The sequence below is a fragment of the Peribacillus sp. FSL E2-0218 genome, from assembly GCF_037992945.1.
Classification (GTDB): domain Bacteria; phylum Bacillota; class Bacilli; order Bacillales; family DSM-1321; genus Peribacillus; species Peribacillus simplex_B.
Genome location: NZ_CP150304.1, coordinates 474,134 through 487,745 on the forward strand (window position 1 = coordinate 474,134; position 13,612 = coordinate 487,745).

Annotated in this window: 12 protein-coding genes; all 12 read left to right on the forward strand. The window is 44.4% G+C overall.

All coding sequences use genetic code 11. The features are described 5' to 3' along the window. The first annotated feature begins 11 nt into the window (after positions 1–11). On the forward strand, positions 12–326 hold the full coding sequence (locus MHI53_RS02245; protein WP_057913894.1) for a YerC/YecD family TrpR-related protein: 315 nt from the start codon (positions 12–14) through the stop codon (positions 324–326). A gap of 230 nt (positions 327–556) precedes the next feature. Then, positions 557–1,240 carry a heptaprenylglyceryl phosphate synthase gene (locus MHI53_RS02250; protein ID WP_061140526.1) on the forward strand — a complete coding sequence of 228 codons (684 nt, stop codon included), beginning with the start codon at positions 557–559 and terminating at the stop codon, positions 1,238–1,240. 61 nt (positions 1,241–1,301) lie between these two features. Beyond that, positions 1,302–3,548: a DNA helicase PcrA gene (gene pcrA, locus MHI53_RS02255; RefSeq protein WP_340372658.1), complete on the forward strand. Its 2,247-nt coding sequence runs from the start codon at positions 1,302–1,304 to the stop codon at positions 3,546–3,548. A gap of 104 nt (positions 3,549–3,652) precedes the next feature. Beyond that, positions 3,653–5,659 carry an NAD-dependent DNA ligase LigA gene (ligA, locus tag MHI53_RS02260; protein WP_340372659.1) on the forward strand — a complete coding sequence of 669 codons (2,007 nt, stop codon included), beginning with the start codon at positions 3,653–3,655 and terminating at the stop codon, positions 5,657–5,659. 11 nt (positions 5,660–5,670) lie between these two features. Further along, the gene (locus tag MHI53_RS02265) at positions 5,671–6,840 is read left to right on the forward strand and encodes a CamS family sex pheromone protein (protein WP_061140529.1); all 1,170 of its coding nucleotides are present in this window, start codon (positions 5,671–5,673) and stop codon (positions 6,838–6,840) included. A 322-nt stretch (positions 6,841–7,162) separates the two neighbouring features. Then, on the forward strand, positions 7,163–7,453 hold the full coding sequence (gene gatC, locus MHI53_RS02270) for an Asp-tRNA(Asn)/Glu-tRNA(Gln) amidotransferase subunit GatC (protein WP_034306082.1): 291 nt from the start codon (positions 7,163–7,165) through the stop codon (positions 7,451–7,453). A 12-nt stretch (positions 7,454–7,465) separates the two neighbouring features. Beyond that, the gene (gatA, locus tag MHI53_RS02275) at positions 7,466–8,926 is read left to right on the forward strand and encodes an Asp-tRNA(Asn)/Glu-tRNA(Gln) amidotransferase subunit GatA (protein WP_061140530.1); all 1,461 of its coding nucleotides are present in this window, start codon (positions 7,466–7,468) and stop codon (positions 8,924–8,926) included. Between the two features lie 12 nt (positions 8,927–8,938). Beyond that, positions 8,939–10,366 (forward strand): Asp-tRNA(Asn)/Glu-tRNA(Gln) amidotransferase subunit GatB, encoded by a 1,428-nt coding sequence (gene gatB, locus MHI53_RS02280; RefSeq protein WP_061140531.1) that lies wholly within the window; start codon positions 8,939–8,941, stop codon positions 10,364–10,366. A 173-nt stretch (positions 10,367–10,539) separates the two neighbouring features. Beyond that, entirely contained in the window at positions 10,540–11,082 is a 543-nt protein-coding gene (locus tag MHI53_RS02285; RefSeq protein WP_061140532.1) for a sigma-70 family RNA polymerase sigma factor, read from the forward strand. Next, the gene (locus MHI53_RS02290) at positions 11,079–11,543 is read left to right on the forward strand and encodes a hypothetical protein (protein WP_061140533.1); all 465 of its coding nucleotides are present in this window, start codon (positions 11,079–11,081) and stop codon (positions 11,541–11,543) included. Before MHI53_RS02285 ends, MHI53_RS02290 begins: the two co-directional genes overlap by 4 nt. Further along, entirely contained in the window at positions 11,536–12,606 is a 1,071-nt protein-coding gene (locus MHI53_RS02295) for a TM2 domain-containing protein (RefSeq protein ID WP_340372660.1), read from the forward strand. The genes MHI53_RS02290 and MHI53_RS02295 overlap by 8 nt, the downstream gene beginning before the upstream one ends. Then, on the forward strand, positions 12,603–13,532 hold the full coding sequence (locus MHI53_RS02300) for a hypothetical protein (protein WP_340372661.1): 930 nt from the start codon (positions 12,603–12,605) through the stop codon (positions 13,530–13,532). Before MHI53_RS02295 ends, MHI53_RS02300 begins: the two co-directional genes overlap by 4 nt. Positions 13,533–13,612: the final 80 nt, after the last annotated feature.

The following is a 13,612-nucleotide window of genomic DNA, read 5'->3' on the forward strand; positions in this document are numbered from 1 at the left end:
GGGGGAGTAACATGCAAATTGATAAGTTAAGAGGAAAAGAGACGGATCAGCTGTTCAAGTCGATCCTTTCCTTGCGTGATTTGGACGAATGCTATCGATTTTTTGATGATTTATGTACAGTTAATGAAATCTCATCTTTAGCACAGCGTCTAGAAGTAGCACGGATGCTTGAAGAGGGTAAAACCTATCACAAGATTGAAACGGAAACGGGTGCAAGCACAGCTACGATTTCCAGGGTCAAACGCTGTTTGAATTACGGGAATGACGCGTATACAATGGCTCTTAACCGCATTAAGGAAAACGTTGAGGAAACAACTGAATCTTAATGCTATCGATTTTTTATAGGGTGAATTAGAAAAAGCCGAGGAATCCATTCCCGGCTTTTTCTTTTGGGATCAACGCATTCCCGTTTCCCCGCCTTTCGACCGTACCGCTCCAGTTTTAGGTTTTAAAATTACAATTTATTTTTGGTAAAGATTTTATCGATACTTCTCGTTTTTAATGAAAAATCTTAATGCTATAATGGTGTAATGGGAAGTGTGAATGGAGGATAAAAATGTACGATTTTCGCGAGTGGAAACATGTTTTCAAGCTCGATCCAAATAAAGAAATAAGTGATGAGGCGTTGGAAAAAGTCTGTGAATCCGGTACTGATGCAATCATGGTCGGAGGAACGGATGGCGTCACGCTTGAGAATGTTCTTCATCTAATGGCACGGATCAGACGGTATACCGTCCCATGCGTAATGGAGATTTCTTCTGTTGAAACGGTGACGCCTGGCTTCGATTTATATTTCATTCCGAGTGTCCTCAATAGCTCCAACCCCGATTGGATGATGAAGCTGCATCAGCAAGCAGTTAAAGAATACGGATATTTGTTGAATTGGGATGAGATTTTCGTTGAAGGCTATTGCATCCTGAATCCTGATTGTAAAGCGGCGCAATTGACGAAAGCCGATACTGATCTGGATCTGGATGATGTGGGGGCTTACGCAATGATGGCCGAAAAGATGTTCAACTTGCCGATTTTTTACCTGGAATATAGCGGGGCTTATGGAAATGTCCAGATGGTGGAAGCTGCCAAAGAGAACTTGGACAATACCGTCTTATTTTATGGCGGCGGAATAAAGTCGGTTGCACAGGCAAAAGAGATGGCGCAGTTTGCGGATGTCATCGTTGTCGGTAATGTGATTTATGAGGATTTGAAGGTGGCACTTGCCACAGTTTCAGCAGTTAAATGAAAAAACGGAATAAATGTAGTATACTAAAACGAAAACGAATGTTCGTATAGGCGGTGTGATAATGCAATATTTAGCGGAAAAATTACTAACAGGTTTGAACCAACAGCAACAAAAAGCAGTGAAATCCACAGATGGTCCACTTTTGATCATGGCTGGAGCTGGCAGTGGAAAGACGCGTGTGCTGACTCACCGGATAGCTTACTTGATGGTCGAGAAGGAAATAGCACCTTGGAATATCCTTGCCATTACGTTCACCAATAAAGCGGCACGTGAGATGAAAGAGAGGATTCGCGCCATTCTGGGCGGTGCCTCGGAGGATATCTGGATTTCGACGTTCCACTCGATGTGTGTCCGCATTTTGCGCAGGGATATTGATCGAATCGGATATAATAGGAATTTCTCGATATTGGATACGACCGATCAGCAATCGGTCATCAAGCAGATCATGAAGGAACGGAACATGGATACGAAGAAATATGATTACCGTGCCATATTAGGCAGCATCAGTTCAGCGAAAAATGAATTGGTCGGTCCGGAAGAATATATGAAGACTGCATCGGAGTTCTTCACTAAAATAACGGCCGAGGTATATACGGAGTATCAAAAACGGCTGCGGAAAAATTCAGCACTCGATTTCGATGACTTGATCATGATGACGATCCAATTGTTCCAACTTGTCCCGGAAGTGCTTGAATACTATCAGCGCAAGTTCCAATATATCCATGTGGATGAGTATCAAGATACGAACAGGGCACAATATATGCTTGTTAAACTACTGGCTTCACGCTTCCGTAACCTCTGTGTCGTCGGGGACTCAGATCAATCGATCTATCGCTGGCGCGGTGCGGATATTGCAAATATCCTTTCATTTGAAAAGGATTATCCGAATGCCAACATGATTTTTCTTGAACAGAATTACCGCTCGACGAAAAAGATTTTGGAAGCGGCGAATAAGGTCATCGATAACAATCAAAACCGCAAGCCGAAAAATCTCTGGACCGAGAATGCCGATGGCAATAAGCTATTCTATTACCGTGCGGATAATGAACAGGGTGAAGCGCAGTTCGTAGCCGGGAAGATCAATGAGCTGGTTCAGGACGGCAGCAGGAAATATTCCGATATAGCGATTCTTTACAGGACAAACGCACAATCACGTGTAATGGAGGAAGTTCTGCTCAAATCCAACATAAATTATGCCATCGTCGGAGGCACCAAGTTCTATGACCGTAAAGAGATCAAGGACTTACTTGCCTACCTCCGCCTTATTGCCAATCCTGATGATGATATCAGCCTTCGCCGTGTGATCAATGTACCAAAACGCGGAATTGGCGCAACCTCCATGGATAAAGTCGCGGATTATGCAAACCAATATGATGTTTCCATTTATAAAGCTCTTGAATCCGTGGAAATGGTCGGGATAAGCGGGAAGGCCACCAAGGCAGCAAGGGAATTCCATACGTTGATCACGAACTATACAAATCAGCAAGAGTACTTATCTGTGACGGAACTGGTGGAAGAAGTGATTAAGAAAACCGGTTACCGAGAGATGCTGCAGGCAGAAAAAACGATCGAATCACAAAGCCGGCTTGAAAATATAGACGAGTTTTTATCCGTTACGAAAGCATTCGAAAGCAACAGTGACGACAAGTCTTTGGTTGGCTTTCTAACAGATCTGGCGTTAGTGGCCGATATTGACCAACTTGATGAGAATGCAGAAGAGTCTACAAATACGGTAACGTTGATGACGCTACATTCAGCGAAGGGGTTGGAATATCCTGTAGTCTTTTTACTGGGACTTGAGGAAGGTGTTTTCCCTCATAGCCGTTCGCTAATGGATGAAGAGGAAATGGAGGAAGAACGCCGTCTTGCTTATGTAGGAATTACAAGGGCTGAGAATGAGCTATTCATGAGCAATGCCCAAATGCGGACATTGTATGGGCGTACGAGCATGAATCCCGTTTCACGTTTCATCGGTGAAATACCGGCGGAGCTGCTTGAAGACCTGAAACCGAAGCCGGCTCCAAGGGCAAGGCAAACCCCTTTCAGTTCTTCAGCAAGGGCCAGCACTTCTTCAGCTGCGACAAGAAAAGCACCTGCATTCGGCAGGGCTGTTTCTGCACCATCTGCCACGGGCGGTGAAGAGATTGGCTGGGCTGTCGGTGACCGCGCCTCTCATAAGAAGTGGGGTGTAGGAACCGTAGTGAGCGTCAAAGGGGAAGGCGAAGGAAAGGAATTGGATATTGCATTTCCAAGTCCAATTGGCATCAAGCGCCTATTGGCAAAATTTGCACCAGTTGAAAAAGCTTAAGCTATTATTATGCGAATACTGGTAAAGAATAGGGATATCTGACTTTAGACACCGCTCTTCCATATTGAAGTGCGGTGGAGTCTTCTTTAGAAAGGATTGAACGTATGGACTTAAAAGCTGCAGAGAAGAAAGTGCTAGAACTGCAAACGTTATTGAACCAATATAGTTATGAATATTATGTGATGGACCAGCCGTCAGTGCCTGATGCCGAATATGACCGATTGCTCCGTGACCTCATTGAGTATGAAGAGAAATTTCCTGAGCTGCAAACGCAAGACTCACCGACACAGCGGGTCGGCGGAGCGATTTTGGACATGTTCGAAAAAGTGGAGCACTCCACACCGATGCTTAGCTTGGGAAATGCTTTCAATGAAAGTGACTTACGCGATTTCGATAGGAAGGTCCGCCAAGCTGTAGGTGATGATTTTTCCTATGTTTGTGAATTGAAAATAGATGGACTTGCCGTCACGCTGCAATATGAGAATGGATATTTCGTAAGAGGGGCAACCCGGGGAGACGGAACGATTGGTGAGGATATTACGGCAAATCTAAAAACGATCAAGTCGATTCCTTTGAAGCTACGGGAGCCGATTTCTTTAGAGGTGCGCGGCGAGGCATTCATGCCGAAAAAATCATTCGAATCTCTGAATATGGTTAAGGAGGAACGTGGTGAAGAACCGTTTGCAAACCCACGGAATGCGGCTGCAGGCTCGTTAAGGCAGCTTGATCCAAAGCTTGCAGCAAAACGGAACCTCGATATTTTCCTTTATGCGATTGCTGATTTGGGTGAAACGGGAGTTATCAGCCAAAGTGAGGGCTTGGATCTATTGGATCGCTTAGGGTTCAAGACCAATCGGGAAAGAAAAACATGCTTCAATATAGAGGAAGTGCTAGCCTATATAGTAGAATGGACGGAGCAGCGGCCAAACTTAGCCTATGATATCGATGGGATTGTCGTAAAGGTGAATTCCCTTGAACAACAGGATGAATTAGGTTACACTGCCAAAAGCCCGCGTTGGGCCATCGCTTATAAATTCCCGGCTGAAGAAGTCATAACGACGCTAAGGGAGATCGAGCTGAATGTGGGCCGTACGGGTGTCTTGACGCCGACTGCTGTTTTGGATCCCGTTCGGGTTGCAGGCACGACCGTACAGCGGGCATCACTGCATAACGAAGATTTGATTCGAGAAAAGGATATCAGAATCGGAGACCAAGTGGTCGTGAAAAAAGCCGGTGATATCATTCCAGAGGTGGTCAATGTACTGGCGGAGCGCCGGACTGGCGATGAATTGGAGTTCCAGATGCCGACTGAATGCCCGGAATGCAGCAGTGAACTCGTCCGTCTGGATGGGGAGGTTGCCTTACGCTGCATCAATCCGAAGTGTCCGGCGCAAATACGGGAAGGCCTGATTCACTTTGTATCCCGGACGGCTATGAATATTGATAGTCTAGGTGAGAAAGTGATCAGCTTGCTGTTTAAAGAAGAACTGATACAAGATGTGGCTGATATTTATAAGCTTACATATGATCAATTGATCGCATTGGAACGGATGGGCGATAAATCGGTCAATAAACTCCTTCAAGCGATCGAGGCTTCGAAATCCAATTCCTTGGAAAAATTACTATTCGGGTTAGGGATTCGGCATGTTGGGTCGAAAGCGGCAAAAACACTGGCCCGGGAATTTGGCACGATGGAAGCCTTAAGCAAGGCAAGCCGTGAGGAATTAACGTCCATTAATGAAATAGGCGATAAGATGGCAGACTCCATCGTCGCATATTTTGAGTTGGAAGAAGTCCATGCATTATTGAATGAGCTGGAAGCGGCCGGTGTGAATCTAGCTTATAAAGGGGCAAGAGCTGTTCCTGTTGAGGAAATCGATTCGTTTTTTGCCGGGAAAACGGTTGTGTTAACTGGTAAATTGCATCAGCTAACACGTAATGAAGCAAAAGAAAAATTAGAGGCGCTTGGCGCTAATGTTGCCGGAAGTGTCAGTAAGAAAACCGATTTGGTCGTGGCTGGGGAAGATGCCGGATCAAAACTGGATAAAGCCGAAAGTTTAGGCGTCCTGGTTTGGGATGAAGAGAGACTGATTGAGGAACTAAAAAAATAAGAGGTGTAGCTATGAGGAAACACTCTGTTTTGGGGATGGTCCTGATACTGCTTCTTGCTGGGTGTGCGCCTAGTTTTGAGGATAAGCAAGAGGTAGTTAAAGACTCCAAAGACAAAAAAGAAACGGCAATCATTCCGAAGTATAAGATTTCGGAAGAATATTATCAAACAATCCTTCCGTTTGAGCCATCAAAAGCCCGCGGTTTGGTCGTATCGAATTTGAATACCCGCTATGATATTGAAGAATTCGAAAATGGACTGATGAGGCTGGCCCAAACTCAATTCGACCCGGAGGAATATCTATTCCAAGAGGGACAAATGCTTAGCAGCTCCACGATTTCCTCCTGGCTTAACAGGAAATTCACCAAAAGTCAGCTGCAAGAAAAGGATTTGAAAGCATCAGAAAATCTGGGTTTGAACCCGCTTGATCCCGGTAAAGGTGACATCGATAAGCGGAATGAAGAAAACCCGATCTATCTTGCTCACATTTTAGAACATAATTATTTAGTCAAATCAAAAGACAATTCAGTGAAACTGGGCGGAGTAGTAATAGGCCTTGCGCTGAATTCCGTGCATTATTATCAAAAGGAAGCCTATGGCGCCACGTATGAACAGAAAATCGATAGTAAGAAGCTTAAGCAAGAAGGCGAAAAAATCGCGGCGCAGGTCTTGAAACGTCTCCGTTCGATGGACAAGCTGAAAAACGTCCCGATTACGATTGCCTTGTTCGAACAAAATGAAAAATCCTCAGTGGTTCCAGGGAATTTCATTTCTTATACCAATATCGGTCAGAATTCCAATAGCATCGGAAAATGGAATGACCTGAACGAGGAGTATTTCCTATTCCCTTCTGCAGGTGCTGAAAAAAAATACCGCGATGACGTCAATACCTTCACGAACTTCAAAGAAGATGTTGAAGAATATTTCCCTAACTTTAACGGAGTCATCGGCAGGGCGTTTTATATGGATGACCAATTACAAAGCTTGAACATTGATATTCCCATTCAATTTTATGGGAACTCGGAGGCGATTGGCTTTACCCAATATGTAGCCGGTCTCGTAATGGAACGCTTCCCTAAATATATTTCCGTACAGGTATCGATTACCTCGGTAAATGGACCTGAAGCTCTCATTGTCCGTGAAGCAAATCAAGCCGAACCAACCGTGCATATATATGAATGATAAAAGATGAAGCTTAACAGCTTCGTCTTTTTTTTGAAAGTAAAATAAACGATTATAAAAGCTTCCATATCAGAAAGTGATTTCCTCTAAAAAGGGGGAGGCTTGTCGAATTACACGGATGTTGTGCCATTTCCCCGGAAATTCCGCCAACTTTCTCATATTTCCCGGAAAATATCTGATTTTGCTTATCAAATATTTGAATTTCGACATGGTATCTCCTGTTGCTTTACTGTGTAATAGTTTGATATGATTTAAACGATGATTTTATGGAGAAAAGCGGCGAAATTCAGTCGATTTGGATATTTTTTCGGAGGTGAAGAGAATGTCACGTATTTCAATGGAACAAGTTAAACACGTTGCCCATTTGGCACGTTTGGCCATTACGGAAGAAGAAGCAAAGCAGTTTCAGCATCAGCTTGACCAAATGATTTCATTTGCGGAGCAGTTGAATGAGCTTGATACAGATCAAGTGAACCCGACTTCTCACGTTTTGGATATGAAGAATGTAATGCGGGAAGATGTTGCAAAGCCTGGATTGCCTGTGGAAGAAGTAGTGAAAAATGCACCGGATAGCAAAGAAGGATATATCCGTGTACCATCCATAATTGAATAAGGAGGGACAATGATGTCGTTGTTCGAACAAAAGGTTTCTGAACTGCATGAACGCTTACATAAGAAAGAGATCAGTGTTACTGATCTTGTTAACGAATCGTATAAGCGAATTGGCGAGGTAGAGGGCAAGGTGAAGGCATTTTTGACTCTTGATGAGGAAAACGCCCGCACTCAGGCAAAACAATTGGATGACCAACTCGTAAAAGGCGGGAACGAAGGCGCTTTATTTGGCATGCCAATCGGAGTTAAAGATAATATTGTCACAAAAAATTTACGGACGACTTGTGCGAGCAAAATCTTGGAGAACTTTGATCCGATTTATGACGCAACCGTCGTTCAAAAGTTACAAAAGGCTGAAACGGTGACCATCGGTAAATTGAACATGGATGAATTTGCGATGGGGTCTTCAAATGAGAATTCTGCCTATCAGGCCACACGCAATCCTTGGAACACGGACTATGTACCAGGCGGCTCTTCAGGTGGCTCTGCTGCGTCAGTCGCTTCAGGTGAAGTCTTATTCTCTTTAGGCTCAGATACAGGTGGATCGATTCGCCAACCAGCGGCATACTGCGGCGTAGTCGGCCTGAAGCCTACTTATGGACGGGTTTCCCGTTACGGACTAGTGGCATTCGCATCCTCATTGGACCAAATCGGACCGGTTACAAGAACAGTGGAAGATAATGCCTATTTGCTTGAGGCGATTTCAGGTGTAGATCCAATGGATTCCACCTCAGCCAATTTGGACGTGCCGAATTTTGTGAATTCATTAACAGGCGATGTACGAGGTTTGAAAATTGCCGTTCCTAAAGAATACTTGGGCGAAGGCGTTGGTGAAGAAGCGCGTAACTCCGTTCTTGAAGCGTTGAAAGTATTGGAAGGCCTTGGAGCTGAATGGGAAGAAGTATCCTTGCCTCATTCCAAATATGCCTTAGCTGCTTACTATCTGCTTTCTTCATCCGAAGCCTCGGCGAACCTTTCCCGCTTCGATGGAGTTCGGTTCGGACACCGTACGGATAATGCGGAAACGCTTATTGAAATGTATAAACAAACCCGTGCCGAAGGATTCGGTGACGAAGTGAAACGCCGTATCATGCTAGGGACGTTCTCCTTAAGCTCAGGCTATTATGATGCGTATTATAAAAAGGCTCAAAAAGTACGTACTTTAATCAAGCGGGACTTTGAGGATGTCTTTGAAAAATATGATCTTATCGTTGGCCCGACTACACCAACGCCAGCATTTAAAATCGGTGAAAAAATGGACGACCCATTAACGATGTACGCGAATGATATTTTAACGATCCCAGTGAACCTTGCTGGTGTACCAGGGATATCCGTGCCGTGCGGATTCGGGGCGAATGGGCTTCCGCTTGGACTTCAAATGATTGGAAAGCATTTTGATGAAAGCACGATTTATCGCGCAGCTCACGCATTCGAGCAAGCAACAGATTTTCATAAACAATTTCCTAAGCTGTAAGGGGTGAAAGAAATGGACTTTGAAACGGTAATTGGTTTAGAAGTGCACGTAGAATTAAAAACGGATTCAAAAATATTCTCGGCGAGCCCGAATCATTTCGGTGCCGCTCCGAATAGTAACACGACCGTAATTGACCTAGGCTACCCAGGCGTATTGCCTGTCGTCAATAAAAAGGCTGTTGATTTTGCAATGAAGGCAGCCATCGCACTGAATTGTGAAGTGGCGGAAATTACGAAATTCGACCGGAAAAACTATTTTTACCCGGACAATCCTAAAGCGTACCAAATTTCGCAGTTCGATCAACCAATCGGTGAACATGGCTGGATTGAGATAGAAGTAGGCGGCAAGAAAAAGAAAATCGGCATCACCCGCATCCATATGGAAGAGGATGCAGGAAAGCTGACCCATAAAGGAAACTACTCACTATGTGATTATAACCGTCAGGGAACTCCACTCGTTGAAATCGTTTCCGAACCGGATATCACTTCTCCTGAAGAGGCATATGCCTATCTGGAAAAATTGAAATCGATCATTCAATATACAGGCGTTTCCGATTGCAAAATGGAAGAAGGCTCACTTCGCTGCGATGCCAATATTTCCTTGAAACCTGTCGGGCAAAAGGAATTCGGTACGAAGACCGAATTGAAAAACCTGAATTCCTTCAACTTCGTTCGCAAAGGCTTGGAGCATGAAGAAATCCGCCAAGCGGAAATCTTGAATGAAGGCGGCATAATCGAGCAGGAAACACGCAGGTTCGACGAAGCGACAGGCAGAACGGTCCTGATGAGGATCAAAGAAGGTTCCGATGATTACCGCTACTTCCCGGAGCCAGACTTATTGACGATCCATATCGATGATGAATGGAAAGCGCGCATTGCAGCTGAAATTCCAGAGCTTCCGGATGCCCGGAAAAAACGGTATGTCGAGGAATTCGGCTTACCGGAATACGATGCTGCCGTCTTAACGGTAACGAAAGAAACAGCCGATTTCTTTGAAGCGACAGCAGCGGCCGGTGCAGATGCAAAACTGGCATCCAACTGGATCATGGGCGAGGTTTCCGCATTCTTGAATGCCGAAGGAAAAGAACTGCATGAGGTCCAACTGACGGCCGAATCATTGGCAGGCATGATCAAGCTGATTGAAGACGGGACGATTTCTTCAAAAATCGCTAAAAAAGTTTTCAAGGAATTGATTGAAAATGGCGGGGATGCAGAAACGATCGTCAAGGAGAAGGGACTCGTCCAAATCTCCGATGAAGGAGCATTGTTGACTGCGGTTGAAGAAGCGCTCAATAATAATCCGCAATCAATCGAAGACTTTAAAGCCGGAAAGCAAAAAGCGATCGGCTTCCTTGTCGGGCAGATTATGAAGGCGACGAAAGGACAAGCCAATCCACAGCTTGTTAATAAAATCTTGGTCGAGCAAATCAATAAACGTTAATTTTTGGCCGTACCACTGTTAAAGTGGTACGGTTTTTACTTGATTTGGAATAGGGTTTAACGAGAATAATAAAAGGCAGCCGGCAAGCGAAAAAAAATTTGGAGTTATCTGTAGGGGTAACTCCTTTTTGTGTCGTCTATTACATGAATGTTTAACAGAAAGGAGGAAGAGAAGTGACGGATGAGCTAGTGGAGAAGGTCAGGGCTGGGAATGATCATGCATTCCGGATATTGATTGAAACGTACAAACAGACGATATATCGAACCGTCTATTCCGTTTTGCGCAATCAAAAAGATGCAGAAGATGTAACCCAGGAAGTCTTTATCAAAATCTATACTTCTCTTCCTCAATATAAGAATCAGGGCTTCAAAACTTGGATCACCCGTATAGCCGTCAATCATGCAATCGATCTTAAGCGAAAAAGGCAACGCCAAAAGGAAGAGCCGCATGAGGAAAGATCATCGGAAGCGGATTTGGGCGCATCTGATGATGTCGAGGCTGTTTTTTTTCAAAATGAAAGACGAAAGCAGGTATTGCGCAAGCTGAATGACCTCCCGGAGGGCTATCGTGACGTGGTATATGATTACTACATAAAGGAGAAGACATTCAAGCAAATTGCAGAGGAACAGCAGATCCAAGTGAAGTCTGTCGAGGTTAAGTTATATCGTGCAAGAAATTGGATGAGAAAACATTGGAAAGAGGAGGATTTTTCATGAATCATGTTTCCAAGGCTGGATGGGTTGCTTATTTGGCAGATGAAATGCCCGAGGATATAAAAATAGAATATGAAAATCATCTATACTCCTGTGACGAATGTTTGTCCGTTTATATGGAAGCGATGGAAATGGAAGAGGCCAGCCTGCTCATCGTCGGTGACATTGCAGATTCTGTCATGAAGTCGATCAAACGGGAAAAAGGCGGAGGTGAGGAAGAGGCCACGCAAATCCGGAAAGAGCAATCACTTCGGACGATTGCCAGACATTATCTGATAGCGGCCGGATTCACGGTTTTATTAATGGCCGGCGGAGTATTTCAATCATTGACTGAATACGTGGATTCCGTGGAGACGACCAGTGTGAAGGAAACAAAATCCCTGACAGATGGGATTATCGATAAAACATTCAATTGGATGGACTCGATCGAAAAGAAAAATAAGGAGGGGTTTATTAATGAATAAAAGTCCTGTCATCGCTTTTTTATTATCGTTCCTTCCAGGATTCGGGCATTTTTATCTGGGCAGGACATATAAAGGATTATTTTATTTTCTTGCTGCGTTCGGATTTGGGTTTGGAGGGCTCATGCTTGCATTGATCAGTCATACGGATGCATTCCTGGCCTTTTCCGTAATTGGCATGGTGTTTTACTTCATTAGTATATTTGACTTGGTGGTCACCTCTTTAAGAAATCCGCATGGTGAAGCAGATATGGAGAAAGTGGCTGCCCAGCCGGAAGCGGAAAGATTTTATGTGATCATTCTTTCATTCGTTCCGGGCGTCGGGCATTTTCAGCTTGGCCTCATGAATCGGGGCCTCATTTTTCTCATCGGTTTTTTGGGATTGGGGATTATGGTGGTATTCCTGAGCATGCTGACACAGATGGAGGGTCTGTTAATATTCATGGCGCTATTGCCGGTCATCTGGATTTACAGCTTTTTTGATTCCGTTCAACAGCTGAATAAAAAGCAGCGAGGCGAGGAACTCATCGATCGGACCGTGCTGGAGGATTTCGAGCAAAGGCGGGAAACAGGCAAGAAGAGTAAATCAATTGCAACTTTATTCTCCATCTTCCCTGGGGCCGGCCACTTATATTTGGGCCTGCAAAAACGCGGAATTCAATTGATGGCAGGTTTTTTGTTTGCCATTTACATATTGGATTTGCTCCGGTTGGGCTTCTTCTTTTTCCTTATTCCGATCATCTGGTTTTATAGCTTTTTCGATGGATTGCAAAAAGCCTCGAAAATGGAAGAAGGACCTGTTGAAGATACGCCGATCATTTCAGGAATCGACAACCAACAAAAATGGATAGGGTTCGGTTTGATGGGACTTGGAATCTATTTCTTGACCAGTAATATCATCGTACCTGCGATTGCCCCCCATTTGGATGAATGGATTGGAAGTAACCTGGAATATTGGTTCAGAGATTACTTCCAAAAAGGATTGGTGTGTATCCTTCTTATAGGCGGCGGAATCAAATTGATGGCGGGCAGTAAAAAAGCTAGGGTGGAGGAGGAGACAAAATGAGGACATGGAGAGTCGGAACGATTTCAATGGGTGCTGCCCTTGCAGGTTTAGGTGTGGTTTTACTGGTATCCCAATTCCTGCATCTGGATTTGACGACGATTTTCCTATCATGGTGGCCGCTAGTGTTCATCATCTTGGGAGCTGAGATTCTTTTCTTTGTCTTTTTCTCCAGAAAAGAAAGTTCCTTCGTTAAGTATGATATTCTTAGCATTCTGTTCGTGGGCTTGCTTGGGATGCTGGGAATAGTATGCATTTTGCTAACGTCTAGCGGCCTGATGGATCAGGTCAGGGCAGCGGTGAAAAGCGAAGAAAAGACCGTCAATTTACCTGGCTTCAATGAAAAAGCCGGAAAAGGAATACAAAGAGTCGTCTTGGATTCCGGTTCATACCCCTTGACGGTCGAAAGCGGTACAGAGGAGTCGGTTTCCATTTTCGGAACATATGATGAGCTGGGAATGGAGACTTCAGGGCCACTGCTGAAACGGGTGGAAGATTATTTACTGGTTCAAAGAAATGGGGATACGCTTTATATCAGCTTCAAGGATTTACCGATCCAAAACCGGCTTTTGGACACTGGCAGCATGGATCTTGAGGCAACTCTCGTCATCCCTGCCGAGCTGGCCTTGGAGATAGAAGGCCAAAGTGCCGACCTTGTCTTGAAACCTCGTCAGCTCCTGAATGACTGGAATGTGAAGGGCAGCGGGAACCTTAGTGTGTTCCTTCAAGACAATAGCGATATCAAGATAGAGGCAAGAGGGGCCGACGAACTGGAAGGCCCCAAAGACGGCTGGAAGGTGAATGAAGGAAAACCGGAACAAATAAGTGAAAATGACCCTGCAAAAAAGAACGGAATATTCAAGTATGGAAAAGGGAATCATAGTTTAACGGTCACAGATACGATCCATGTTACGGTTCATAATCCGTGATCGAAATCATTTACTAGAATAAAATGATAAAAAGCATTATAATTTCCCTGATAACAATTCTGGAAAAATGCATATAAAGG